Here is a 25,749-nt window from a genome sequence, read left to right as displayed (position 1 = left end):
GCGGCGTTTTTTCATTGAATCGCCGTACCGATGTGGGCGGCGCATACACCCCACGAGGAGCACCCCGATGGCTGTTGGTCTTGGTCCGTTGCCTACGCTGCACCCGGTTCCCGGTTTTGAACTTGGCATCTCTTCTGCCGGCATCAAACGCCCGGGTCGCAAGGATGTCGTGGTCATGCGCTGTGCCGAAGGCTCGAGCGTTGCCGGTGTGTTCACGCTGAACGCGTTTTGCGCCGCACCGGTCATTCTGGCCAAGCAGCGCGTGCAGGGCACCGTGCGTTACCTGCTGACCAACACCGGCAACGCCAACGCGGGTACCGGCGAGCCAGGTCTGGCTGCCGCGCGCCGTACCTGCGAGAAGCTTGCCGAGCTGACCGGTGTCGATGCGTCTGCCGTACTGCCTTACTCCACCGGTGTGATCGGTGAGCCACTGCCTGTGGAAAAGATCGAGGGCGCGCTGCAAGCGGCTCTTGACGATCTGTCTGTGGATAACTGGGCGGCGGCGGCCACCGGCATCATGACCACCGATACCCTGCCAAAGGGCGCGAGCCGTCAGTTTCAGCACGACGGCGTGACCATCACCGTGACCGGCATCAGCAAAGGCGCGGGCATGATTCGTCCGAACATGGCGACCATGCTCGGCTACATCGCAACCGACGCCAAGGTGTCTCAGAGTGTGCTTCAGGACCTGATCCGCGACGGCGCGAACAAGTCGTTCAACCGCATCACCATCGATGGCGACACCTCGACCAACGACTGCTGCATGCTGATCGCCACCGGCCAGGCCAATCTGCCTGAAGTGACCGAAGCCAAAGGCCCGTTGTTCGATGCCCTGAAAAAGGCCGTGTTCGACGTCTGCATGGAAGTCGCCCAGGCCATCGTGCGTGACGGCGAAGGTGCGACCAAGTTCGTCACCGTGGAAGTCAATGGCGGCGGCAATCATCAGGAATGTCTGGATGTCGGCTATGCCGTTGCTCACTCGCCACTGATCAAGACCGCGCTGTTCGCCTCCGATCCGAACTGGGGCCGCATTCTGGCCGCTGTCGGCCGTGCAGGCGTTCCGGACCTGGACGTGAGCAGGATCGACGTGTTCCTGAGCGGTGTGTGTATCGCCAGCCAGGGCTGCCGCGCCACGACCTACACTGAAGAGCAGGGCTCGGCGGTCATGGCAGAAGAGGAGATCACCATCCGCATCGAGCTGGGCCGCGGTGATTGTAGCGAAACGATCTGGACCACCGACCTGTCCCACGAGTACGTGAAGATCAATGCGGAATACCGCACCTGATTCATTCCGGCGCGGGCGATCGCTCGCCTGCGCCATTCAACGGAGTTGAACATGAGCCTGCACCTAATCATCGGCGACAAACGCTATTCCTCCTGGTCGCTGCGTCCCTGGCTGGTGCTGGAGATGACCGGCGCGCCGTTCACCGATCAGGTCATCCGTCTTAACCTGCCTGACACCCGCGAGAACATCCTCAAGTATTCGCCTACCGGCAAAGTGCCTGCGCTGCAGTGCGAGCACGGCACCATCATCGATTCGCTGGCGATCTGTGAGTACCTGGTCGAGCGGTTCCCGGATGTCGACCTTTGGCCACGTGATATCTCAGCCCGTGCCCAGGCGCGTTCTGCCTGCGCCCAGATGCACAGCGGCTTCATGAGCCTGCGTTCCAACATGCCGATGGACCTGCGTCAGGATCAGGCACTGGAAGTCATTCCGGTCGATACCCAGGCCGACATCGACCGTATCGTTGCGCTTTGGGCTGAATGCCGAAAGGCAGCCAGGGAAGACGGGCCGTTCCTGTTCGGCCGTCCGAGCATTGCCGATGCGTTCTTCGCGCCGGTCGCGATACGCTTACGCACGTATCGCGTGGCGTTGCCCGACGAGGCGCTGGCCTACATCGAAACCATTTTCCAATGGCCTGCCTTCCAGCGCTGGCAGCAGGCTGGTCTAGAGGAGTCCTGATCGTGAAACGCATTCACGTGGCCGCTGCCGTCATTCGTGGCGCCGACGGCAAAATCCTGATCGCCAAGCGGGCTGACAGCCAGCATCAGGGCGGTCTGTGGGAGTTTCCCGGCGGCAAGGTCGAAGAGGGCGAAGCCGTCGAGACTGCGCTGGGACGCGAACTGCTGGAAGAGCTGGGCATCGTCGTCACGGCGGCGCGTCCACTGATCAAGATTCAGCATGACTACCCGGACAAGCATGTGCTGCTGGATGTGTGGGAAGTCTCGGCGTTCACTGGCGAACCGCACGGTGCCGAAGGTCAGCCGCTGGTCTGGGCCTCTTCCCGTGAACTTGCCAATTACGACTTTCCGGCCGCCAACCGGCCGATCGTCGCGGCGGCGCGTCTGCCGGGCGAATACCTGATCACCCCGGAAGGGCTGGACAACATCCAAGTCCTGCGCGGTATTCAGAGAGCCGTTGCCGGCGGCATCAAGTTGGTCCAACTGCGCGCGCCGGGCGGCTACGACCCCAAGTACCGCGACATGGCGGTGGACGCGGCGGGTCTGTGCGCAGGCAAGGCGCAACTGATGCTCAAGGGGCCACTGGAATGGCTGGGCGATTTCCCGTCCGCCGGTTGGCACCTGACGGCCGAGCAACTGCGCAAATACGCCAGCCGTGGACGGCCGTTTCCAGAGGATCGCTGGCTGGCCGCTTCCTGTCACAACGCAGAAGAATTGGCGTTGGCGGAACAGATGGGCGTGGATTTCGTGACCCTGTCCCCGGTGCAGCCAACCTTGACGCACCCCGATGCTCAGCCATTGGGCTGGGAACAGGCCGCACAGTTGATCACAAGCTTCAGCAAGCCTGTTTACCTGCTGGGTGGCGTAGGACCTGCCGAAAGACAAAAGGCATGGGAAAACGGCGCTCAGGGCGTTGCAGGAATACGTGCGTTCTGGCCTGAAGAGCTCTGAGGGTCCTGGATCGTTGATCGTTCCTGCGTCCCCTCCCGAATGTGACGCGGAGCGTCACGGGATACATACCCACGCGGAGCATGGGCACGATCATCAACCTCACAATGATCGTTCCCACGCTCTGCGTGGTAACGCCGCTCAGGACGCTCCGCGTCCGCTCTTGAATGCCCAGCGCGGGCACGATCATGCCTTACTCCGGCTTCGGCGCAGGCTGCCACAGGATTTCGGCGATGCCTTGTCGCCGGGCAATTATCCGGGCGGCGACGAACAGCAGGTCCGACAATCTGTTGATGTACGCCAGACCAGATCCTTCCAGTGGTTCGACCGCATTCAGATGCTGGCAGCGACGCTCGGCACTGCGGGCCAGGCTGCGGCACACGTGAGCGTGTGCAATCAGCGCTGAACCGCCGGGCAGGATGAAGTTTTCCAGCGGCCCCAACTCCTCGTTCCAGACATCAATCGCCGCCTCGAGACGTTCGACTTCTGCGCTGTTCAACGCCTTGTAGCTCGGCATCGCCAGCTCGCCCCCCAGATCGAACAGACGGTGCTGACAGGGTGCAAGCACGTCGATCACTTCGTTGAGCCCCGACACACTTGGTGCCAGTTCGATCAGCCCGGCCAACAGCAGACCAAGCTGGCTGTTGAGGGTATCGACTTCGCCGATGGCTTCGACGCGTGGGTGATCCTTGGACACCCGGCGACCGTCGCCCAGCCCGGTTTCCCCGGCGTCGCCGGTACGTGTGTAGATTTTCGACAAACGAAAGCCCATTCAGTGGCTCCTGGTCATAGCTTGGAAATAACCTGTTGCTGCACATTCACCTGATTGGCGATCAGCGGCAGGCGCAGCGTGAAGCAGGTTCCATTGCCGACGGAAGATTGCACTTCCATCTGGCCCTTGTGGTTGTTGGTGATGATGAAGTACGACACCGACAGGCCCAGTCCAGTGCCCTGACCGATCTCCTTGGTGGTGAAAAACGGCTCGAAGGTGCGTTTACGCACGTTTTCGGACATGCCGATGCCGTTGTCTTCCACCTGAATTTCGGCCCATGGCGGATTGAGTCGGGTGCGCAGAATGATGCGTCCCTCATCCTCGCCATCGGGCCGCTGATGAATCGCCTGGGCGGCGTTTTTCAGCAGGTTCAGCAGCACTTGTTCCAGCTCGTTGGCAATGCACGGCACCGGCCCCAGATCCGGATCGAACTGGCGGATGATGTGCTGGCCCTTGAAATCAAAACCGATGGTCAGGTCAAAGTCGTTGCTGGCGATTTCCACCGCCTGATCGATCAGTGCAGGCAAGTCGCAGGGCGAGAGCTGACGGTTACTCAAGCGGCTGAAATTGAGCATATGGCTGACAATCTTCGCGGCTCGCGCACCTGCCTGCTGAATGCCATCCAGCAGTTGCGGCACTTCGCGGCTGGTCAGGTAGTTGTTTACCACGGCCAGGTCGATGCCGTCGGTTTCGGCCTGTTCGATGTTTTTGGGCAGGTCCGGCGACAGACGTCGGCGGATGTTCTGCACGTTATGCAGGATCGCACCCAGCGGATTGTTGATCTCGTGGGCCATGCCTGCTGCGAGGCCGCCAACCGAAAGCATTTTTTCCGACTGCACCATCATCTCTTCCAGCGAGATGCGCTGAGTGATGTCGTCGATCCGGATCACCACGCCGCGACCCGCGTCGCCGGTCAGCGGGTAAAACGTCAGCGCGTAATGGCGAGACTCTTCGTTCTTGATCCAGGTCACTCGCTCGATCTTGGTGACGCTGTGTCGTTCAACCGTGTGTTTGATCTGCGGCAGAAACGAGCGCATCGGCTCGAAGGCAATGAAGATCGGCTGGTTCATCGCCTCGTCCAGGGTTGTGCCGGAAAGCGCGCTGGCCTCCTGATTCCACTGGGTCACGTACAGTTGCTCGTCCAGCGCGATCATGGCCGAGGGCATCGAGTCGATGATGCTGTTGAGGTAGTTCTGAAAGCCCGTGAGCTTCTTTTCGATCTTGCTGCGCACCTGAACTTCCAGCTCAAGCTTGCGATTGGTGTGCCGGGTTTCCTCGGCCAGACCCTGCGCCTGATCGTAGGCTTCCTGAGAGTCGTCGCGGGCGCGTTTGAGTTGCTGCTCACGGGCTTCGATGCGCGACAGCATGGTGTTGAAGGCTTCAGCCAGGCTGCCGATTTCATCCTCGTTGCCGGGCTCGGCGCGCAACGCGTAGTTCTCTTCGCGGGTCACCTGACGGGAAAGCTCTTCCAATTGGTAGATGGGCTCGGTGATCAGGCGACGAATCTGCCTGGCCACGACCAGCCACAGCAATACGCTGAACACCAGAATGCCCAGGCTGGCAGTCAGGGTGCCGGTATAAAACGCAGGCGGCAGTTCGCTGCTGGCGACCAGCAATAGATGGCCCGGCGGTTGCTCGCCTTTGGGTACGGTGATGACCTGCGTGCTGCGAAACTCGGTCAGGCGCCAGCTTTCAAGGTCCTTGAAATGATGGGGCAACTCAAGCCCTTCGCCTTGCTGCACTTGCCCCAGGCGTTCGCCATCGTTGTCGTAAATGGCTGCCGCGCGCAACGGACCGTAGCTTTTCAGCTCCCTCAGCAATGCACGTGCGTCGTCGGGTGAGTTCAGTGCGTTTTCATTGAGGTTGGCGCTGCTGATCAGACGGCCAATGGTCTGCAAGGCCTGCGGCGCCATGGCTTCCTGGGAAATGTAATAGGCCGCGCTGATGAAGGTCAGGTTGGCGACCAGCAGGACGGTGGTCATCAGAACCAGCAGGGCAGCCAGCAGCTTCTGGCCGACAGGCAGGTTTTCCAGGCGTTGGCGCAAAGGCATGGGGCAGGTCGCAGTGGCAGGTGGAACAAGCAGGGTAGCGCGGGCTAGTCCGTACGCAAACCCTTGCTTGCCAGATGCGTGACCAGCCGCGTCTGCAACTGCTGCAAATGCGGCACCGGGCAGTGATGGCGCTTGGCAGCGGCACAGGCGTAGCCCAGCAGGTAGCTGATTTCGGTGCGTCGCTGATGCGCCACGTCCTGATACATCGACGAGTAGTTCGCCGCCGTGGCCTTGATGACCCGCAACACTTCGCTGTGCAGGTCAGCAGCGGCCGCCGGCTGACCGCAGCAATGCAACAGGTCGGTCAGCTCGGCGCAGAGCGTGGCGACTTCACAGTGATGCTCCAGCAGTTCGCCATTGCGGCAGTGGTGCAGCACGGTCAGTGGATTGATCGCGCAATTGAGCGCGAGCTTGCGCCACAGTCGGGTGAGGATGTCCGGCGTCCACTCGTGAGGAATTGCGCTGGCGTGCAAGTCCTTCAAAAGGGAAGGTGGAGCAGGATTCGCAACATCGCCCATCCAGGTAAAGCCATGACCGGCAAACACCACCTGCCAGTCGGCCTTGCGAAACGCACCTTCAGTGCTCGAAGCAAATATACAGCGGGCATGCGGCACTCGTGCTGCGACAGCGTCCTGACTGCCGAGGCCGTTCTGCAACAGGATGACCTCGGCATCGGCCGTCAAACGCTGCGCCAGTTGCGCCACGGCCTGTTCGGCGTCATAAGCCTTGCAGGCCACCAGCAGGCGAGCGATCGGCGCCTGATCGTCAAGCGCTTGCGCAGGCACTTGGAACGAACGGGCCGCGTCGTTTTCTATCAAGGTCAGGCAGCCGCCGCTGGCCTGATACGCGGCCACACGAGCGGCGTCTCGCAGCACCAGACGCACCGGCACATTCGCCCTTGCCAATCGCGTGGCCCACAGACTGCCCAGACTGCCTGCGCCCAATACATGCCAGATGGTCGCCATCAGTGATCGGCCTTCAAGGACAAAAGCGGCCCTGAAGCAGTGAAATCGGTATTCGACATGAAAGGCTCACAGTGAAGGCCGGAAAAGTCTCGTTATAATGAGCGTTCTTTCATACCGTCAAGTCATGCGCGCCGTTGATTGCCGTGCGCGCCGTTCAATTGGAGAACATACATGCCCTCGTTCGACGTAGTGTCCGAATTGGATAAACACGAAGTCACGAATGCCGTCGACAACGCTATCAAAGAGCTGGATCGTCGCTACGACCTGAAAGGCAAGGGGACGTTCGAGTTCAAGGAACTGACCGTCAGCCTGACCGCCGAAGCAGACTTCCAGCTTGAAGCCATGATCGAGATCCTCAAGCTTGCACTGGTCAAGCGCAAGATCGACGCCAAGTGCCTGGAAATCAAGGATGCCTATGCCTCCGGCAAACTGATGAAGCAGGAAGTCGTGCTGCGCGAAGGCATCGACAAGGAGTTGGCGAAGAAGATCGTCGCTCACATCAAGGAAGCCAAGCTCAAGGTCCAGGCCGCCATTCAGGGCGAGCAGGTGCGTGTCACCGGCAAGAAGCGTGACGACCTGCAGGAAGCCATCGCAGCCCTGCGCGCCTACGATTCGGGCATGCCGCTGCAGTTCAACAACTTCCGTGACTGACGATTTGCAGTGCTGACCGGGGAACCAAGGGTTGCCCGGCCAGTCCGAATCGCCCTGTGCATTGAAACGACAGCCGTTGCTGTCCATCGACGCCGGTTCGTCAGGTTAAGGAGAGAAAGATGGATTTAAACGCAGAAGTCGGTCACCTGTGGCAAGCGTCGCAGGCCTGGATTCCGATGATCATGCAGTACAGCGGCCGTCTGCTTCTGGCACTCGTTACGCTGTGCATCGGCTGGTGGCTGATCAACAAGGTGACCGGCAAGCTCGGTGCATTGTTGGGGCGGCGACATGCGGATCTGGCGTTGCAGGGCTTCGTCAGCAGCTTGGCGAACATCATTCTGAAGATACTGCTGGTGGTCAGTGTCGCGTCGATGATCGGCGTCGAAACCACTTCATTCGTCGCGGCCATCGGTGCTGCTGGTCTGGCGATCGGTCTGGCATTGCAGGGCAGTCTGGCGAACTTTGCGGGCGGGGTGTTGATTCTGCTGTTCCGTCCGTTCCGCATCGGTGACTGGATCGAAGCGCAGGGCGTGGCGGGTACGGTCGACAGTATTCAGATCTTCCACACCGTGCTGCGCACCGGTGACAACCGCACGGTGATCATGCCCAACGGCAACCTGTCCAACGGTATCATCACCAACACCAATCGTCAGCCGACCCGCAAGGTTGTGTTCGACATCGGTGTCAGCCACGACGCGGACCTGAAACAAGCCTTGCAAGTCCTGCTGGACATGGCCAAGGACCCACGCGTACTCGAAGACCCGGCCCCTCAGGCCGTGGTTGCAGCGCTGGGCGAGAACGCAATTACCCTGTCGCTGCGGGTCTGGACCAAGACCGGTGACTTTGGTGACGTGGTCTCGCTCTTCAACATCGAAGCGCGTGATCGTCTCAAGGACGCAGGCATCGACATCCCGGCGCCACAGCGGATGATGCGGGTCGTTCAGGAGTAACCTGCGCGGCTCCATCAGAAAACGAAAAAGCCCTGGCGCGCGAGCGTCAGGGCTTTTTTGATAGGCGCGGATTCGTTACAGGTTGGCGAGCCCGACGATAATGCCGACGGCCGCGACAGCTGCGCCCAGCACGTTCAGGAAGAAGCCCACACGCAACGCCACGGAAAGCCTCCACGGCTTGAAGCAGAACGCATAGATGATCAGGAAAATAATCGCGAAGATTTCGAGCTGACCCAGCAGGACGATGGCACTGCCGACCGTCATCGGCTCGGCGGCGCTTGAAGCGGCATACGCCATCGCGGTCCAGACGACAGGGAACCAGATACCCAGCCCGATCAGGGCAAGCATCAGGTATTGGTTGAAGCTTGGCTTTTTTGCGGTGTTCAATGTCGTTCCTTTAGCATCGTATGCGGAAAAGCCTCGTCGGTCTCAAGGCTTGTCAATGGTCGTCGATTGAGCAGGTTCTTCGATTTTCACGCCTTTGGCGTCCTTGCTCCACTGCAGGATGATCATCACCAGCGTCGGCACGCCGAGCAGGGCGGTGATGAGGAAGAAGTTGTGGTAACCGAACTTCTCTACCATCACTCCCGAATAGCCACCGATCAGGCGCGGCAGCAACAGCATGATCGAGCTGAGCAGGGCGTATTGCGTCGCTGAGAACTTGAGGTTGGTCAGGCTCGACAGGTAGGCCACGAACGCAGACGTCGCGAGGCCGGAGCTGAGGTTGTCCAATGAGATGGTCAGGATCAGCATTTTGATGTTCGGCCCCATGTCTGCCAGCAGCAGAAACAGGATGTTGGTGGCTGCCGAACTCAGGCCGCCGATGAACAGGATCGGCATGATGCCGAAGCGCACGATCAGCAGGCCGCCGACGCCTGCGCCCAGCAGCGTCATGATCAGGCCGAAGATCTTGCTCACGCTGGCGATCTGATCCTTGGTGAAGCCCTGGTCGATATAGAACACGTTGGCCATGACGCCCATCACCGTGTCCGACATACGATAAGTAGCGATCAGACCCAGCAGCAGCAAGGCCTGCCAGCGGTAGCGCATGATGAAATCGTTGATCGGCGTCAGGACCGGTGCCAGGCCGCGGCGTCCCATCGAAGACAGGCAGCCTATGGTGAGCAGGGTATAGAGGATCGCGCGCAGGAACGCCCTGTCTTCCAGCAACAGGTCCATCCAGCTGGTGTCCTGGAAGAGTACGCTGGCGAAGTCGGTGTTGTAGAGCTGAGTGAACATCGCCGGAACCGACACCAGCAGCACGATCAGGACAAAGACTGAGGCCAGTTGGTGGGTGAAGCCGTAGCGCGCTGCCGACAGTTGGGTGCGCAGCGGTACGGGCGGCTCGCGCATGACCAGCGTGGTGATCAGTGCGGGCAGCATCAGCAGACCGAACAGTACGTAGGTGCCGGTCCAGGCCGAATGCTTGTAGGCGAAGCCGGTCGAGCCGAAGCCTTCGGCAAAATACAGTGCGCCTGCGGTCGCCAGCAGTGCCGCAACGCGGTAGCCGGACATGTAGCTGGCGGCCAGCGCGGCCTGCTGGGTGTCATGGGCGATTTCCAGGCGATACGCATCGATCGCGATGTCCTGGGTCGCGGAGGCGAAGGCCACGACCACCGCGATGGCGATCAACCAGGACAGGTGTTGCTGCGGATCGCAGAAACCCATGCCGATCAGGCCCAGCAGCACAAGGGTCTGGGACAGCACCAGCCAGGAGCGACGACGGCCCAGTTTGCCGAGCAGTGGCAGGCGCCATTGGTCGAGCAGGGGAGACCAGACCCATTTGAAGGCGTAGGCAAGACCGATCAGGCTGGCGTAGCCGATGGTTTCGCGAGCGACACCGGCTTCACGCAACCATACGGATAACGTCGAAAAGACCAACATGTAAGGCATGCCCGCAGCGAATCCGAGCAGCAGCAACACTAAAGTCGATGGGCTGGCATATGCGGCGAGCGCGGCGCGCCAGGTTTTACGGGGCATGGGCTGGAATCTGCCTCAGGTTACGAAAACAAAGGGCGCACTCTAACCGTTGAACTACATGGGGCGCCAGCCATGACGCTGCATATCAACCCGATTGTTCAGAATGGTAAGGCCTTCGGTACGTAAACGGGCACGCTGTTCGTCACCCGAGGGGCTGCCGGGTGGCAGACTGAGCCTGCCGCCGGCACCCAGAACACGGTGCCAGGGAAGCGTCGAACCGTCCGGCAACTGGCTCAAGGTGCGGCCTACCCAGCGGGCCGCCTTGCCAAGTCCGGCCAGTTCCGCCAGTTGTCCGTAGCTGACCACTTTGCCTTCCGGCACCTGGGCCAGCGTCAAATAAAGTGCCGAGCGCCGTACGTCGGCAGGCGAAGGCCCGCTGGGGTCGTTTTGTTCTGAAACGGGGTCGCTCACACGTTTATCCTGTATAAAACGAGATTGATTGTCGTTTCCTGGAACTACAGATGGATCTGATGGTCTGTGATACCTGTGTTCGGGGGTCCATGGACTGCCTTGACGTTATTCCAGCGGGATGATGCCCGATTTTCCGCCAAACAGAGCCTAGTCGTCGCTTATGTTGTCCAGAACCCTCCTGTGTCTTGCCCTCACCGCCGCCTCCACTCCCTTGCTTGCCGATACCGTCTGGTTGAAGAACGGCGACAAGCTGACCGGTACCATCAAGGTTTTCGACGGCGGCAAGTTGCTGCTTCAGACCGAGTACGGCGGTGCCATTCCGATTGACTGGAAAAAGGTCAAGACCCTGGAAAGCGATCAGCCATTGCTCGTCAAACAGGACCAGTACACGGGTGAAGTCGCCAAGTCACTGAAAGCGTCCGATGACGGCAAGGTGGTTCTGGCCAATGGCGAGGCGCCTAAAACCGTCGAGCTGGCGAGCATTCAGCAGATCATCAAGCCAAAGCCGGTCATCACCGATCTGGTCTGGAAGGGCAACATCGACGCTGCGCTGGACTTCCAGCAGGCCGAGAACGACACCAATGATTACAACGTCGCCTTCAAGACATCGGCGCGTCACGGTCAGTGGCGTCATAACGCCAGAGGCGAATACAACCGCGAAACCACAGACGATGTGGTCGGCACCGACAACTGGAGCGCCGAGTACTCGATCGACCGCTTCCTGACCGAGAAATTCTTCTGGGACGCCCGCGTCACCTACAAGCGCGACAAGATCGAAGACCTGTCCCGCCAGCGTGTCGTCGGTACGGGTCCTGGTTATCAGTTCTGGGATGACGAGCTCGGAGCCTTCAAGGTCGGTGCACTGCTCAACCGTACGGACTTCGAGTTCTCCAACGACGAGAAGGAAAACTTCTACTCGGTTGCCGGCACCTGGGACTACAACCGCTACCTGATCGGCAAGAAGGTCGAGTTCTTCACCAACGGCGAGCTGGGCAAACCGTTGAGTGGCGTCGCGGACTACTCGCTGGATGTCGAGGCGGGGCTGCGCTACAAGGTCACCGAATGGGCCTCGCTTAACCTCAAGGCCGAGAAAGATGTCATCAGCGGCTCCAGCAACGGCGATGTCGACAAGACTCGCTACACCGCAGGTTTCGGCGTCGCCTGGTAAGCACGTTGGCCAGCGACACGCTTACGAGGCGCGTCGCTGGTCAATCACCGTCTAGATTCTCATCGCGCCGTCCAGCTCCAGGATGCGCCCGCTGAAATAATCATTTTCCAGAATGTAAGCGACCGAGTGGGCGATTTCGTCCGGCTTGCCCATGCGTTTGAGCGGGATGGCGGACGTCATTTTCTCCAGCGCCTCGGGCCTCATGCTGCCGGTCATCTCGGTTTCGATGAAACCGGGTGCCACGCCTGCGACCCGGATGCCGTAACGCGCCAGTTCACGCGCCCAGGTCACGGTCGCTGCCGCGACACCGGCCTTGGCGGCCGAATAGTTGGTCTGGCCGATGTTTCCCGCGCGCGAAATCGACGAGATATTGATGATCGCGCCCTGACTGTTCTGCTCGATCATCTTTGCGGCCACTTCGCGTGTGCACAGGAAGACACCGGTCAGGTTGACGTCGATCACCGACTGCCACTGAGCCAGGCTCAGCTTGGTCATGACGCCGTCCTTGACCTTGACCAACAGACCGTCGCGCAGGATGCCCGCGTTGTTGACCAATCCGTGAATGGTCCCGAAATCGTCAGCAATCCTGCTCACGGTTTCCACAACCTGATCTTCGTTCGCGACGTTGCACAGGTAGGCCCGTGCCTGCACGCCTTGTGTCTGGCAGGCTGCAACCGCCTGGTCGAGTTTTTCCTGATTCAGGTCCACCAACGCCAGATTCGCACCTTTGCCGGCCAGGTATTCGGCCATTGCGCGGCCCAGACCCTGGCCTCCGCCGGTGATTATTATTAGCTTGTCTTTCAATTCCATGTGCGTGTCCAATCCGCTGATTGTCTTCACGGCATGGCTCATTCGAGATGAGTCCGAATGCCGTTGCCAGAGCACGTTATATTCTGTTTCCGCGCGTTCGTCTTCAGCTCGACGCAAACGTTTCAAGGAGTCACACGATGAGCGCGAAAGCCTCTAAGGATGCCAGGCACCTGCTGCTCAAGGAGTACAGGGCTGTCCTGTCAACGCATTCCAAGTCAATGCCGGGCTACCCGTTCGGTTCGGTTGTGCCTTACTGCCTGGATGATCGGGGGCGGCCATTGGTGCTGATCAGCCGCATTGCTCAGCACACCCATAACCTGACGCTCGATCCCAAGTGCTCGCTGCTGGTGGGCGAGCGGGGCGCCGAGGATGTTCAGGCAGTTGGCCGGGTGACGGTTCTGGCGCAGGCCGAAAAGCTCAGTGACCCTGATGCGGTCGAGGCTGCAGCACGACGGTACTACCGGTTCTTCCCCGAGTCGCAGAGTTATCACACCGCTCACGATTTCGATTTCTGGGTGCTTGCACCTGTTCGCTACCGGTACATCGGCGGCTTCGGCGCCATTCACTGGCTGGACGAAGTGGCGTTGGACAATCCGTTTGCAGGCAAGATCGAAACGGGCATGGTCGAGCACATGAATCAGGACCACGCCAAGGCCATTGCGCACTACGTCGAATTGTCGGGCCTGCCGCAAACCGAGCCCGCACGACTGGTCGGCATCGACAGCGAAGGTATGCACCTGCGTATCGCGAACAGCGTTTATTGGCTGGCATTCAGCGAGCCTTGTAATACACCGACACAAGTCCGCGAGGCCTTGGTTCAACTGGCTCACGCAGAAAAATGGCCGGTAAATGACGGGAAGCACGCTTGAATTAACGACTTTCTGACATCACATACGGTCTACTTGCAAGGCACTCTTGCGCTGAGGAACTGATTTGATGCGTGTTTTTTTGCTGATGTTCTTACTTTTTCCGGTACTCGAACTGTTCATTCTGGTTCGGGTCGGCATGTCCATTGGTTTTCTCTGGACATTCCTGTTGGTCCTGGCGACATCGATGCTGGGACTTTTCGTTATGCGCGTGGCAGGTTTTGCAACGGCCCTGCGTGCCCGTGAAAGCCTGTCCCGCGGCGAGCTGCCTGCCCAGCAGATGCTTGAAGGCCTGATGGTTGCGGTAGGCGGTGGCCTGCTGCTGTTGCCAGGCTTCATCAGTGACATCCTGGGCGTGATCTGTCTGCTGCCTGTCACTCGACGGTTGCTGATCAGCAAGGTTCGTCAGCGCGCCGAGGCTCAGGCCATGCGCCAGCGCGCCTTCGCCGATGACCTGCAGAGTCGTGCCGACGAGCAGACGGCGAACAGCCGCACGCACGCGATTCACCAGCCCACCCGCGAACCCGACGTGATCGAGGGCGAGTTCGAGCACCGGGACAAATAATCCCTGCAACCCCTTCGCTGCGCGGCACCTTCGGGTGCCGCGCTCGTATGTGGGCTCTGTCAGGCTGCAAAAATTTTCTTGCCCAAGCCTTGTAATAACCTTGCTCGCCCTTATGTATGGGTCACCGCAAGGTTTCTGGCCTGATTGCCAGACCGTATTCTGCGGTTCGCGCGTCGAACCGTAACCGGCAAGTCCGGAATTTAGAACAGGCCGGTGCATTCACCGGACGCTCAACAACCATAATCAGGAGATCGACAATGAAGCTTCGTCCTCTGCATGACCGCGTCGTAATCCGTCGCAGCGAAGAAGAAACGAAAACTGCCGGCGGTATCGTTCTGCCAGGTTCGGCTGCCGAAAAGCCAAACCGTGGCGAAATCGTCGCTGTTGGTACCGGCCGCGTGCTGGACAACGGTGAAGTACGTGCGCTGGCCGTGAAAGTGGGTGACAAGGTGGTGTTTGGCCCTTATTCCGGCAGCAACACTGTGAAAGTAGACGGCGAAGACCTGCTGGTGATGAGCGAGAACGAGATTCTCGCTGTTATCGAAGGCTGAGTGCTCGCGCTGATTTCCGTTACTACAAAGTATTCAAGGAATAATGATCATGGCTGCTAAAGAAGTTAAATTCGGCGATTCTGGCCGCAAAAAAATGCTCGCCGGTGTAAACGTCCTGGCTGACGCAGTAAAAGCGACCCTGGGCCCAAAAGGCCGTAACGTCATCATCGAGAAGAGCTTCGGTGCTCCGCTGATCACCAAAGACGGTGTGTCGGTTGCCAAGGAAATCGAACTCAAAGACCGTTTCGAAAACATGGGCGCGCAGCTGGTCAAAGACGTTGCCTCCCGTGCCAACGATGACGCGGGCGACGGTACTACCACCGCTACCGTTCTGGCTCAGGCTATCGTCAACGAAGGCCTGAAAGCCGTCGCTGCCGGCATGAACCCGATGGACCTGAAGCGCGGCATCGACAAGGCGACCATCGCCATCGTTGCTCAGCTGAAGGCGCTGTCCAAGCCATGCACCGACACCAAGGCAATCGCCCAGGTCGGCACCATTTCGGCCAACTCTGATCACTCCATCGGCGACATCATTGCCGAAGCCATGGAAAAAGTGACCAAAGACGGCGTTATCACCGTTGAAGAAGGTTCGGGTCTGGAAAACGAACTGTCTGTCGTTGAAGGCATGCAGTTTGACCGTGGTTACCTGTCCCCGTACTTCATCAACAAGCCGGACACCATGGTTGCCGAGCTGGACAGCCCGCTGCTGCTGTTGGTTGACAAGAAGATCTCCAACATCCGCGAAATGCTGCCGGTTCTGGAAGCCGTCGCCAAAGCAGGTCGTCCACTGTTGATCGTTGCCGAAGACGTCGAAGGCGAAGCCCTGGCGACTCTGGTTGTGAACAACATGCGCGGCATCGTGAAAGTTGCAGCCGTGAAGGCTCCAGGTTTCGGCGACCGTCGCAAGGCCATGCTGCAGGACATCGCTGTTCTGACTGGCGGTACCGTTATCTCCGAAGAGATCGGTCTGAGCCTGGAAACCACTACCCTGGAACACCTGGGTAATGCCAAGCGCGTTGTACTGAACAAAGAAAACACCACCATCATCGACGGTGCTGGCGTTAAAACCGACATCGACTCGCGCATCGCTCAGATCCGCCAGCAAATCGGTGACACCAGCTCCGACTACGACAAAGAGAAACTGCAAGAGCGTCTGGCCAAGCTGTCCGGCGGTGTTGCGGTGATCAAGGTCGGCGCCGGTTCCGAAGTCGAAATGAAAGAGAAGAAAGCCCGCGTTGAAGACGCCCTGCACGCAACCCGCGCAGCCGTCGAAGAAGGCGTGGTACCTGGCGGTGGCGTGGCGCTGGTTCGCTCCCTGCAGGCCATCGAAGGTCTGAAAGGCGACAACGCCGATCAGGACGTCGGTATCGCTCTGCTGCGTCGTGCCGTTGAAGCACCACTGCGTCAGATCGTTGCCAACTCCGGCGACGAGCCAAGCGTTGTAGTCGACAAGGTCAAGCAGGGTTCGGGTAACTTCGGTTACAACGCTGCTTCCGGCGAATACGGCGACATGATCGAAATGGGTATCCTGGACCCGGCCAAGGTCACTCGCTCTGCTCTGCAGGCAGCGTCCTCGATCGCCAGCTTGATGATCACCACCGAAGCGATGATCGCTGACGTGCCTGACGACAAGCCAGCAGGCGGCGGCATGCCGGACATGGGCGGCATGGGTGGTATGGGCGGCATGATGTAAGCCAGCTTTACCCCTCAAGCGACACCCATAAAGAACCCTGCCTTGTGCGGGGTTTTTTTATGGGTGGTCTGTATAGGCCAGTGTTCTTCGTTACACAAATGCTGCCTGAACACTGATCGTGCTCATGCTCCGCGCTCATCGTGAACACAAGTCCGCAAGACGCGCAAAACGGGGGCTAGAACGAAAGTGACTGACGCAATGCATACCCCGTGGGAGGCGGCAAGACCTTGGTATAACGCTGAGCACAAGCATGAGCATGATTGGCGTGCTTGAGATCACGCTGATCGTTCCCACGCGTGGGAACGATCAGTAAGTTTGAGGCAAGCTTGTGTATGACGCTTCAAGATCAGCGAGAGAGCTGAACTGCCGGTTCGCGGCGCTCAGGTCTGTACAGAACGAAGTAATAAACCCCCAGACAGATCAGCCAGCAGAACACTGCCGTCCAGAGGTTGTGCGACAGAAAGTGCGCCCCCTGCAGCATGCGACCCACTGAAAAGATCGATCCCAGCGTGAAGGCCAATATCAGCCCGGCTTTGGCCAGATGGGGTTTGCGGTCGCGAAACATGAAGAACAGCGCGAAGAGGGTAAAACCGGTGGCGGCATGACCGCCCGGCCAGCAGCGGCCGGGCTTGTCGGTCTCGGGACGTGGACTGAGCAGTTCGCTGTAGGTTTCCTGACCACCGAACTCGGTCAGGCTCCAGGGGCACTGCACGGAGGTCACAACCTTGAGCGGAGTCACGAAGCCGGTGGCAAGGGCCATCGACAGCACCAGGCACCCCAGTTCGCGACGCCACGGCATCAGGCGCTCGACCTTGAAAGACGCAGCGAAGCTGATCATCGCCATTATTCCAATCGCCATCACCACCTGTTTGGCGCGATCATGAAGCACGTCTTCCAGAAAGTAGCTGTGCCTGCCAATGAACGCACCGGCCGCCGGATCGAAGGCCAGTCTGGCAAGGTCCATGTCCACGGAGGTCAGCTCCAGCAGAACCAGTATCAGGGCGGTGACGGCGGGTATGCCCAGGCATATCCAGAAGTTGAGCGGACGGGAGTACGGCGGGGAGACGGCTTTCAATATGGCAAATCCGGTTTTGGTGGAATACGTGCCGCAGTCATGAATTGCGGCAATTTTGTTTCGGAGTGTGTCATGTGAGTTGTGAATTCTGGATGAAAAAATCGTTAGGCCGTTTCGGCGCTGGCCCTCACGTCCACTTCGTCTTAAGCTGCGCCAGCCCAAATTGCATATTGAGAGTGCTCCATGCGAATTCTTCTGGTTGAAGACAACCGCGACATCCTGGCAAACATGGCCGATTACCTGGGCATGAAAGGCTACACCGTCGATTGCGCACAGGATGGCCTCTCGGGACTGCATCTGGCCGCCACCGAACATTACGACCTGATCGTGCTGGACATCATGCTGCCCGGTATCGATGGTTACACCCTGTGCAAACGCCTGCGCGAAGACGCTCGTCGCGACACGCCGGTGATCATGCTGACCGCGCGTGACCAGCTCGACGACCGCCTGCAGGGCTTTCGCTCCGGCGCCGATGACTACCTGCTCAAGCCATTCGCCCTGTCCGAACTGGCGGCGCGTATAGAGGCTGTGCTGCGTCGTGCTCAGGGCGGCGGACGTCGCACCCTGCAGGTCTCCGACCTGATCTACGACCTCGACACGCTGGAAGTGACGCGGGAAGGGCGGATGCTGAAGCTCAACCCGGTCGGTCTCAAGCTGCTCGCGGTATTGATGCAGAAGAGCCCGCATGTTCTGCGTCGCGAAATTCTTGAAGAAGCGCTGTGGGGCGATGACTGCCCTGACAGCGACAGCCTGCGCAGTCACGTGCATCAGTTGCGTCAGGTGATCGACAAACCGTTTTCCAAGCCGCTGCTGCAAACCGTACACGGTGTGGGCTACCGCTTGGCCGAGGGCCGGGATGGAGTTTAAACAGAGCCTTGCCCAGCGGATCATCATCGCGTTTGCCCTGATGAGTGCGCTGGTCGCCGGATCCTTTGCAATCGGCATTATTTCCACCGTTCACCTGGTCGAAGAGAAACTGATTTCCGCAGGCCTGGGCGGCGATCTCAATCGCCTGATGCTGATGGACAGCGTCAGCGACTGGAGCCATCGGCCCAAGCCCGACCAGTTGTTCTATTTCACCAACGGTCCTGGCGATTTCGACCTGCCCAAGGACCTGCGTCATCTCGAGCCGGGCTTTCACGAGGTGTTCCGCGGACCGCTGTCCTATCACGCGATGATCGAAGTGGTCGATGGTCGTCACTACGCCTTGCTGCAGGACCAGAGCGATTTCGAAGAGCGCGAGCGCGTACTGTTCGCGGTGGTACTGGTGGGCTTCGTGCTCGCACTGGCGCTGGCCGTTTTCCTGGGCTGGGTGCTTGCCCGACGCGTAATGGCGCCGGTTGTGCGGCTGGCCCGACAGGTCCGTCATCGTGATCAGTTGCTGGGCCTTGCGCCGCCTCTGGCGCCTGACTACGCCGCGGACGAAGTGGGTGAACTGGCCGTCGCCTTCGACGCCACGCTGGGGCGTCTGCGACAGGCATTGATCCGCGAGCGGATGTTCACCAGCGACGTGAGCCATGAGCTGCGTACGCCGCTGATGGTGCTGGCCAGCTCCTGTGAGTTGCTGCTGGAAAACCCGGCACTCGACCAGCGTGCGCGCCGGCAGGTTGAGCGCATCGGCCGCGCCTGTGAAGAGATGCGTGATCTGGTCCAGACCTTCCTGATGCTCGCCCGTACCCAACGCGAGGATCCCGCCATGACGCCCAAGGCGACGCTGGTCGGTGTTGCCGAGCAATTGATCTCGCAATGGCGTGACCCGATAGAGGGCAAAGGGCTGAAGCTGACGTATAACCCGCCGCCGGAAGGCCAGGTCTCTGACATCCGCTACAACGCAACCTTCCTTCACGCCGTGATGGGCAACCTGCTGCGCAATGCGCTGCACTACACTGATCACGGCTTCATTACGCTCACACTTCAGTCCGAAAGTTTCGTCGTCGAGGACAGTGGTGTCGGTATCCCCGAAGAGAAACGTGAAGCGATGTTCGAACCTTTCGTGCGCGGCAACGAGCAGCGTGGCGAAGGTCTTGGTCTGGGTCTTTCGCTGGTTCAGCGTATCTGTGCCAATCAGGGCTGGAGCGTCAGCCTGACGCCGATGGAGCCCCATGGCTGCCGCTTCAAGGTCACGCTGGACATCGTCAAACCCTGATGCCCGTCCTGATTCGCCATGTGCAGGCCGCTCTCTGACCAGAGGCGGCTCACTTGGCACGCAAGTACCTGTAAACTCTGGAAACATTTGACCGGTCAATGTGACGTTTTTTTCACATTCAGATGACCTGACGATGACGGCGACCTGACTAATTTGGCCGCCATTAACGTCAGGAGATGCTCTCATGAGCGACCGCATTGAACTTGAGTTTTCCCGTAAGTACGACAAGGATCACGCTCGCCAGTACCTGGAAAAACATCAGGACGGCCTATGGCGCAAGTTGTCTCATTATCGTGACGAACAGTTGGCACGAAAGGCACTGCACATGGTCGGAGACCCCGGTCTGGTGCTGGATCTTCCATGCGGGGCAGGTCGTTTCTGGCCTTTGCTGGCCGAGAAGCCCAATCGTTCCATCATTGGTGCGGACAACTCCGCCGACATGCTGCGAATCGCCTGTGAATCTCAACCGGCCGATGTGGTGAAAAGGGTACGACCCTTGCAGACATCTGCTTTCGCTATCGACCTGCCTGACAACGCGGTGGACAGCATCTTCTGCATGCGTCTGTTGCACCACGTCGGGCAATCGAGTGACCGGATGGCTCTGTTACGGGAGTTTCAGCGCGTTACCCGCGACAGTGTGATTGTGTCTCTGTGGGTGGATGGCAATTTCAAAGCCTGGAAGCGCAGAAAGCTCGAGAGTAAGCGTCACGAGAAAAATGGGCAGGAAAGTTACCAGAACCGTTTTGTGTTACCGGTTACTACCGCAGAAACCGAATTTGAAGAGGCAGGATTTCGCATTCAGAAGCGAATGGACTTCCTGCCGATGTACGCCATGTGGCGAGTCTATGTATTGCGTAAAAGGTGAATAGATGGGTCTGCAGTCCTTGAAGGAACCAGTTGTTAACCCGGGAGAGAACGGGTTCAGTCACTTCTGGAGCCAGCGTGGCGAGTGGGTTGAAGAACCCAACGTGCGGCGTGGTGGTGAGAGTGGCGTGCAACGGTTGATCACGGACGATGGACAGACGCTCTACAGCAAACGGCAGACCGGCCATATCTACCGCAGTTGGTTGCACCCGTTCGGGCGGCCGACGGTACTTCGCGAGCGCGACGCCCTGGAAGGTCTGAACAGGCTGGGCGTCGGTGTGCCGCAAATCGTGTTCTGCGGAGCCGAACGCACCGAAAACGAATGGCGCGCGCTTCTGGTGACCGAAGCCCTGGAGGGATTCGAAGAGTTCGAAAAATGGCTTGCTGCAGGTGGCCGCGAGCAGTACGGCGAACTGTTGTACGAGCAAATGCTCAGTGAAATGGGCAAAACGCTGGCCCGCATGCATTTGGGGCGTTGGCAGCACAGTTGCCTGTATATCAAGCATATCTTCGTGCGTGTTACTGGCGAGGGTGATCAGGCCAGAGCCGAAGTTGCACTGCTTGACCTGGAAAAGGGCCGTCGTCGCTGGACGGCCTACGGGGCCGCGCAGCATGACATGAAGCAACTGAGACGCCATTCGTCATTCAGCGCCGCAGACTGGCAGAAGTTAGTCTATTTTTACCAAGCGGCGTTTGGCAGCTCTATCAAAGGTTTAGAGTCATGAAGCTCGAAATGGCTAGAGGTTTGTTCGTGTTCGCGGCGTTGGCGACTGCAACAGTCGCCATGGCAGCGCTTGAACAACCGGGTACGAAGATCCTGAGTGCCCAGCACGGCGAAGGGCACTGCCCGTTGCCTCGTGCAATCAAGAGTGAGGTAGCAGTGAAGCCCGATCATGATTTGCTGCTCCTGATGTACAGCCTGGCACAGGGTACTGGATCGAAAAATTGAACACTCCGTTGACCTGAAAGGCCCCTTGTCGGGGCCTTTGTCGTTTGGCTGGTGATCAATTTACTGCCGAACTTACCTGATTGGCCTGTTTGTCAGGCGCTGCCAGCAAGGTGTACACGCAAGGCAGGACGATAAGCGTGAACAGCGTACCGACTGACATACCGGTCGCGATCACCATGCCGATGTCGAAACGGCTGACAGCTCCGGCACCGGTTGCCAGTATCAATGGCACCATTCCGAAGACCATGGCCGCCGTCGTCATCAACACTGGACGCAGACGAATCGCCGCAGCTTCTTCCGCTGCCTCTCGCGCTGACAGTCCTTGATCCCGGCGCAGCTGGTTGGCGAACTCGACAATCAAAATACCGTGCTTGGTGATCAGACCGATCAAGGTCACGAGCCCGACCTGGGTGTAGATGTTCATACTCGATACCCCCAGAAACAGCGGGATCAAGGCGCCGCAGATCGACAGCGGAACCGTCACCAGAATCACCAGCGGGTCGCGGAAGCTTTCGAATTGCGCCGCCAGCACCAGAAAGATGATCGCCAGTGCGAGCGCGAAGGTGATCCACAGGGCGCTGCCTTCCTGCACGTATTGCCTGGATGCCCCGGCGTAGTCGTACGCGAACCCTTCAGGTGCTTCTTCAGCTGCAATCTGTCTGACCGTTTCGAGCGCTTCGCCCATGCTGACGATGGGGAAACCCTGAATGATTGCCGAGTTGAGCTGCTGAAACTGATTCAACTGCCGCGGTCGCGCCCGGTCGCTGACCGTGATCAGCGTGGACAGCGCCAGAAGCTGGCCTTCGTTGTTTCTGACGTAATAGTTGTTCAGCCACCCGGGATTGTCGCGATAGGCACGCTCCACTTGGGCAATCACCTTGTAGCTGCGTCCTTCGAGGGTGAAACGGTTGATTTCCGCCTCGGCCAGCAAGGTTGCCAGCGTACCGCCAAGGTCCTGCATGGACACGCCCATCTGTGCGGCTTTGGCTCGGTCGATATCCACGACCACTTCCGGTTTATCGAAAGCCAGATCAATGTCCATGAAGGCGAACTTGCCCGAATCCGTCGCGCGCTTTTTGATGCGTTCGGCGACCTCCAGCAGGGCCGGATAGTCATTGGGGGTGTTGATCACAAACTGGAACGGCAGCCCTTCGCCCGTCCCGGGGAGTGAAGGCAGATTGAAACCGAAGATTTGCAGTCCGGGAATCTCCGAGAGTCTGGCCTGGACCTCGGGCAGGATCTCCATCTGGGTGCGAGTCCGTTCATTCCAGGGCTTGAGCAGAAAGCCTCCGACGCCGGTGAGGACACCGTTGAAGCCGTTGATCTGGAACGATGAGTAGTACTCGGGAAACGCTTTGAACAGCGTCACGAAGCGGTCGGTATACGCATTGATGTAATTCAGGTTGGTGGTCTGAGGCGATGTGGCCATCATGAAAATGATGCCTTGGTCCTCGTCCGGTGCCAGCTCCGATTTGGTGAACATGAGCAGCACCGGAATCAGGCACAGCACGATGATCGCAAATACCACGACCACCGGGCGGGTGTTCAATGTCGCATGCAGGATGCGCTGGTAACGCACCTTGAGCCTTTCGAAGGCCTGATCGAGCCTGTGTGCCAGGCCGCTCGGGTTTTCTTCGGGGCGCAACAGCATGGCGCACATCATGGGCGAAAGGGTCAGGGCAACGATGCCCGAGATGACCACTGCGCCTGCCAGTGTCAGGGCGAACTCCCTGAACAGCGCACCGGTCAGTCCTTCCAGAAAACCGATAGGGGCGTACACCGCAGCCAGCGTGATGGTCATTGAAACCACCGGCATCGCGATTTCTCGTGCACCTTCGATGGCGGCATCGAACGGCGTCTTGCCTTCCTCGATATGCCGGTGGATGTTCTCGACCACCACAATCGCGTCGTCCACCACCAGACCGATGGCCAGCACCATCGCCAGCAACGTCAGCAGGTTGATCGAGTAACCCATCAACTGCATGAAGAACAGCACGCCGACCATGGAAAGCGGAATGGTGACCACCGGGATCAGCACCGAACGCAGAGCGCCGAGGAACAGGAAGACTACGACGATCACAATCAGCACGGCTTCGATGAGCGTTTTCACCACCTCATGAATCGATGCCTGAATGAACAGCGTGGCATCGTAGGCGATGGACACCTTGAGGCTTGGCGGCAGCTGGCTTTCCAGCTCTGGCATGATGCGCCGCACTTCCTTGATGACGTCCAGCGGGTTGGAACTCGGCGTACCCTTGATGCCGATGTACACCGAGGGAATGCCATCGAACGAGCTGACGGTGTTGTAGTTCTCGGCACCCATTTCTACCCGCGCCACGTCACCCAGTAATACTCGGCTGTCGCCATTGGTCTTCAAGGGGATAGCGGCGAAGGCTTCGGCAGATTTCAGTTCGGTGGTGGCGTTGATACTGGTCACCACATATTCGCCCTTGATCTCGCCAGCCGCCGACAGAAAGTTGTAACGACGCACCGCATCGGTGACATCGGCGGCTGTGAGGCCAAAACCGGCAAGGCGCACCGGGTCCAGCCAGAGGCGCATTGCAAACACCTGATTGCCCAGAATCTCGGCCTCCGCCATGCCCGGCAGTGTCGCCAACCGGGGTTGAATGACGCGTGACAGGTAGTCGGTGATCTGCGGATTGTTCAATTGCGAGCTGTAAAAACTGACGTACATCAGTGCCGACGCGTCGGCCGCTTCTTTGCTCAGCACGGGATCCTCAGCGTCTTGCGGCAGCTTGTTTTTGACCTCATTGGCCTTGGCCAGCAATTCGGTGAACAGCCGGTCGCTGTCAGCACCGATACGTGCATAAATGGAGATGATCGAGAAGTTCTGGCGACTGACCGAGGTCATGTAGTCGATGCCCTCGGCGCTGGCCAGGCTCTGCTGCAGCGGCTGGGTGATATAGCCCTGAATGGTTTCGGCGTTGGCACCGGGGTAGGCCGTCGTCACCGTGATAAGCGCATTTTCCATCTGCGGATACTGGCGGATGACCAGCTTGCTGTAAGCCTGAATGCCCAGCAATACGATCAGCAGGCTGACGACGGTTGCAAGCACCGGGCGGCGAATGAACGGGTCGGTGAAAGTCATGACGGCTCCCTGATCATTGCGCGCGGCTGGCCGGGGCGTTGCTGTCACTGGTTTGCGTGGCATCTGCGCTGATCGCGACATGAGCGCCATTGTCCAGCTTCAACTGACCGCCACTTACCACCTGATCTCCCGCCTTGAGACCTTCCAGAATCACCACTTTGCCCTCACGATGTTCGCCGGTTTTGACGAAGCGCCGCTCGACCGTCAGTTGTGGTTCGTCCTGTGTGTCGCTTTCAGGCTTGCCTGCCTCGGTTTGCCTGGCCACCACCACGTAAATCGAATTGCCGTAAAGGCTGTAGGTGATCGCGCTTTCCGGGACCACGATCTGGCTGGGCGCGCTGGGCAGAATGACCTGAAGGTCGACAAACATACCGGGCAGCAGTCTGCCGTCCGGGTTTGGCTGAGTGGCGCGAATCAGAACGTTGCGCGTGCTTTCGTCGACCCTTGGATTGATCGCACTGATCGTGGCGTCGAATGACTGGCCGGGATAAGCCGACACACTGACCTGCACCCGCTGCCCGACGGACAGCTTTGGCAAGGCCTGTTCGGGTACGTGGAAATCGACATAAAGGCTGCTTAAATCCTGCAGGGTCGCAATCACGGTCCCGCTGGCCAGATAGTCGCCGACATCCACTTGGCGAATCCCGATGGTGCCGCTGAATGGCGCCAGAATCTGTTTCTTTGCCAGCGAGGCTTTGAGCTGCGCCACCGTGGCGCTGGCTTTCTTCAATTGCGCAGCCAGCTTGTCGAAGTCGCCGCGGGAAATTGCCTGATCGCCGACCAGTCTGCTGCCGCGCCCGTGCTCGACCTGTGCCAGCCCCAGGTCCGCTTCCGCAGTTCCCAGCAGTGCCCGCTCCACATCGCTGTCCAGTTGCAGCAGCGGCTGCCCGACGCGAACCTTCTGCCCGGACTCGAACAGCAGCGCCTTGACCGTGCCCGCAATCTCCAGGCTCAGGTCCACACCTTGGACGGCTTTCAACGTACCGATGGCAGGCAGCCGGCTTTGCCAGGGCAACGCCACAGCGTTGACCACTGCCACGCTGACCGGCGGCTTCGGCGCACTGAACTGCTGGATCTGCCGATAGATGGAAAACGCTTTGTAACCCGCGAGCGCAAGCACGAGGAGCATAACAACGCCCAGCATTATCAACATGCGACGACGCAACATGCTTCACTTCCCTGGAAGATTTGAAACGCACAGGATCGCGAACGCGATCCGAACGGCAGTCTTTCAAATCTAGTTGCTAATGCGCTGTTTGGAAA

25 protein-coding genes are annotated in these 25,749 nt (G+C 59.2%); 15 read left to right on the top strand and 10 right to left on the bottom strand.

What is annotated here, in order from left to right:
* Positions 1-67 precede the first annotated feature (67 nt).
* Genes argJ through AC0IXS_RS09195 form a run of 3 tightly spaced genes read left to right on the top strand, consistent with a single transcriptional unit; the run spans position 68 to position 2,913 of the window.
* The gene (gene argJ / locus AC0IXS_RS09205) at positions 68-1,285 is read left to right on the top strand and encodes a bifunctional glutamate N-acetyltransferase/amino-acid acetyltransferase ArgJ (protein ID WP_057407921.1); all 1,218 of its coding nucleotides are present in this window, start codon (positions 68-70) and stop codon (positions 1,283-1,285) included.
* Positions 1,286-1,336: 51 nt separating this feature from the next.
* Positions 1,337-1,963 carry a glutathione S-transferase family protein gene (locus AC0IXS_RS09200; RefSeq protein WP_057407923.1) on the top strand — a complete coding sequence of 209 codons (627 nt, stop codon included), beginning with the start codon at positions 1,337-1,339 and terminating at the stop codon, positions 1,961-1,963.
* 2 nt (positions 1,964-1,965) lie between these two features.
* On the top strand, positions 1,966-2,913 hold the full coding sequence (locus AC0IXS_RS09195) for a Nudix family hydrolase (protein WP_122689255.1): 948 nt from the start codon (positions 1,966-1,968) through the stop codon (positions 2,911-2,913).
* Between the two features lie 190 nt (positions 2,914-3,103).
* Here the strand turns inward: AC0IXS_RS09195 and AC0IXS_RS09190 are convergent, their stop codons facing one another.
* Genes AC0IXS_RS09190 through AC0IXS_RS09180 form a run of 3 tightly spaced genes read right to left on the bottom strand, consistent with a single transcriptional unit; the run spans position 3,104 to position 6,698 of the window.
* Complete coding sequence (locus tag AC0IXS_RS09190) at positions 3,104-3,682, bottom strand: cob(I)yrinic acid a,c-diamide adenosyltransferase (protein ID WP_004881491.1); 579 nt, start codon at positions 3,680-3,682, stop codon at positions 3,104-3,106.
* A 14-nt stretch (positions 3,683-3,696) separates the two neighbouring features.
* A complete protein-coding gene (locus AC0IXS_RS09185; RefSeq protein ID WP_137202293.1) occupies positions 3,697-5,733 on the bottom strand; it encodes a sensor histidine kinase in 2,037 nt (678 codons plus the stop codon).
* A 44-nt stretch (positions 5,734-5,777) separates the two neighbouring features.
* Positions 5,778-6,698 carry a putative 2-dehydropantoate 2-reductase gene (locus tag AC0IXS_RS09180; protein WP_057407929.1) on the bottom strand — a complete coding sequence of 307 codons (921 nt, stop codon included), beginning with the start codon at positions 6,696-6,698 and terminating at the stop codon, positions 5,778-5,780.
* A gap of 171 nt (positions 6,699-6,869) precedes the next feature.
* Here AC0IXS_RS09180 and AC0IXS_RS09175 point away from each other — a divergent pair, with 171 nt between their 5' ends.
* Both AC0IXS_RS09175 and AC0IXS_RS09170 read left to right on the top strand, forming a co-directional pair.
* Positions 6,870-7,349 carry a YajQ family cyclic di-GMP-binding protein gene (locus AC0IXS_RS09175; protein WP_004881488.1) on the top strand — a complete coding sequence of 160 codons (480 nt, stop codon included), beginning with the start codon at positions 6,870-6,872 and terminating at the stop codon, positions 7,347-7,349.
* Between the two features lie 119 nt (positions 7,350-7,468).
* A complete protein-coding gene (locus AC0IXS_RS09170) occupies positions 7,469-8,299 on the top strand; it encodes a mechanosensitive ion channel family protein (protein ID WP_057407931.1) in 831 nt (276 codons plus the stop codon).
* Positions 8,300-8,374: 75 nt separating this feature from the next.
* Here AC0IXS_RS09170 and AC0IXS_RS09165 read toward each other — a convergent pair whose 3' ends face one another.
* Genes AC0IXS_RS09165 through AC0IXS_RS09155 form a run of 3 tightly spaced genes read right to left on the bottom strand, consistent with a single transcriptional unit; the run spans position 8,375 to position 10,690 of the window.
* Positions 8,375-8,686 carry a hypothetical protein gene (locus AC0IXS_RS09165; protein WP_471824436.1) on the bottom strand — a complete coding sequence of 104 codons (312 nt, stop codon included), beginning with the start codon at positions 8,684-8,686 and terminating at the stop codon, positions 8,375-8,377.
* Positions 8,687-8,728: 42 nt separating this feature from the next.
* Positions 8,729-10,279, bottom strand: coding sequence for an AmpG family muropeptide MFS transporter (locus AC0IXS_RS09160; protein ID WP_057407933.1), 1,551 nt, complete (start codon positions 10,277-10,279; stop codon positions 8,729-8,731).
* A gap of 54 nt (positions 10,280-10,333) precedes the next feature.
* Complete coding sequence (locus AC0IXS_RS09155; protein WP_122669056.1) at positions 10,334-10,690, bottom strand: MGMT family protein; 357 nt, start codon at positions 10,688-10,690, stop codon at positions 10,334-10,336.
* A 160-nt stretch (positions 10,691-10,850) separates the two neighbouring features.
* Here AC0IXS_RS09155 and AC0IXS_RS09150 point away from each other — a divergent pair, with 160 nt between their 5' ends.
* A complete protein-coding gene (locus AC0IXS_RS09150; protein ID WP_004881483.1) occupies positions 10,851-11,858 on the top strand; it encodes a DUF481 domain-containing protein in 1,008 nt (335 codons plus the stop codon).
* Between the two features lie 51 nt (positions 11,859-11,909).
* On the opposite strand, the gene AC0IXS_RS09145 is transcribed toward AC0IXS_RS09150, so the two are convergent.
* Entirely contained in the window at positions 11,910-12,668 is a 759-nt protein-coding gene (locus AC0IXS_RS09145; protein WP_025996279.1) for an SDR family oxidoreductase, read from the bottom strand.
* A 137-nt stretch (positions 12,669-12,805) separates the two neighbouring features.
* Here AC0IXS_RS09145 and AC0IXS_RS09140 point away from each other — a divergent pair, with 137 nt between their 5' ends.
* From AC0IXS_RS09140 to groL, 4 genes are all read left to right on the top strand, one after another.
* Entirely contained in the window at positions 12,806-13,537 is a 732-nt protein-coding gene (locus tag AC0IXS_RS09140; RefSeq protein ID WP_122573432.1) for a HugZ family pyridoxamine 5'-phosphate oxidase, read from the top strand.
* 67 nt (positions 13,538-13,604) lie between these two features.
* The gene (locus tag AC0IXS_RS09135; RefSeq protein WP_004881480.1) at positions 13,605-14,099 is read left to right on the top strand and encodes an FxsA family protein; all 495 of its coding nucleotides are present in this window, start codon (positions 13,605-13,607) and stop codon (positions 14,097-14,099) included.
* Positions 14,100-14,356: 257 nt separating this feature from the next.
* The gene (locus tag AC0IXS_RS09130; protein ID WP_004881479.1) at positions 14,357-14,650 is read left to right on the top strand and encodes a co-chaperone GroES; all 294 of its coding nucleotides are present in this window, start codon (positions 14,357-14,359) and stop codon (positions 14,648-14,650) included.
* Between the two features lie 49 nt (positions 14,651-14,699).
* Entirely contained in the window at positions 14,700-16,343 is a 1,644-nt protein-coding gene (gene groL, locus AC0IXS_RS09125; RefSeq protein WP_004881478.1) for a chaperonin GroEL, read from the top strand.
* A 346-nt stretch (positions 16,344-16,689) separates the two neighbouring features.
* Here the strand turns inward: groL and AC0IXS_RS09120 are convergent, their stop codons facing one another.
* The gene (locus AC0IXS_RS09120) at positions 16,690-17,421 is read right to left on the bottom strand and encodes a phosphatase PAP2 family protein (protein ID WP_057408221.1); all 732 of its coding nucleotides are present in this window, start codon (positions 17,419-17,421) and stop codon (positions 16,690-16,692) included.
* A gap of 180 nt (positions 17,422-17,601) precedes the next feature.
* On the opposite strand from AC0IXS_RS09120, the gene colR reads away from it, so the two are divergent.
* The 5 genes from colR to AC0IXS_RS09095 all read left to right on the top strand — a co-directional run bounded on the left by colR (position 17,602) and on the right by AC0IXS_RS09095 (position 21,377).
* A complete protein-coding gene (colR, locus tag AC0IXS_RS09115) occupies positions 17,602-18,285 on the top strand; it encodes a two-component system response regulator ColR (RefSeq protein ID WP_004881475.1) in 684 nt (227 codons plus the stop codon).
* Positions 18,275-19,564: a sensor histidine kinase gene (locus AC0IXS_RS09110; protein WP_122669055.1), complete on the top strand. Its 1,290-nt coding sequence runs from the start codon at positions 18,275-18,277 to the stop codon at positions 19,562-19,564. The genes colR and AC0IXS_RS09110 overlap by 11 nt, the downstream gene beginning before the upstream one ends.
* Positions 19,565-19,748: 184 nt before the next feature.
* Complete coding sequence (locus tag AC0IXS_RS09105) at positions 19,749-20,429, top strand: class I SAM-dependent methyltransferase (RefSeq protein ID WP_043304915.1); 681 nt, start codon at positions 19,749-19,751, stop codon at positions 20,427-20,429.
* A 4-nt stretch (positions 20,430-20,433) separates the two neighbouring features.
* Positions 20,434-21,153: a lipopolysaccharide kinase InaA family protein gene (locus tag AC0IXS_RS09100; RefSeq protein WP_122669054.1), complete on the top strand. Its 720-nt coding sequence runs from the start codon at positions 20,434-20,436 to the stop codon at positions 21,151-21,153.
* Positions 21,150-21,377, top strand: coding sequence for a hypothetical protein (locus AC0IXS_RS09095; protein ID WP_004881471.1), 228 nt, complete (start codon positions 21,150-21,152; stop codon positions 21,375-21,377). Before AC0IXS_RS09100 ends, AC0IXS_RS09095 begins: the two co-directional genes overlap by 4 nt.
* A gap of 55 nt (positions 21,378-21,432) precedes the next feature.
* Here AC0IXS_RS09095 and AC0IXS_RS09090 read toward each other — a convergent pair whose 3' ends face one another.
* On the bottom strand, positions 21,433-24,486 hold the full coding sequence (locus tag AC0IXS_RS09090; RefSeq protein WP_471824432.1) for a multidrug efflux RND transporter permease subunit: 3,054 nt from the start codon (positions 24,484-24,486) through the stop codon (positions 21,433-21,435).
* A 13-nt stretch (positions 24,487-24,499) separates the two neighbouring features.
* Entirely contained in the window at positions 24,500-25,654 is a 1,155-nt protein-coding gene (locus AC0IXS_RS09085) for an efflux RND transporter periplasmic adaptor subunit (RefSeq protein WP_057408215.1), read from the bottom strand.
* Positions 25,655-25,749: the final 95 nt, after the last annotated feature.

The sequence above is a fragment of the Pseudomonas sp. AC016 genome (genome assembly GCF_979253365.1).
This window is presented reverse-complemented; position numbering and strand designations above follow the sequence as displayed.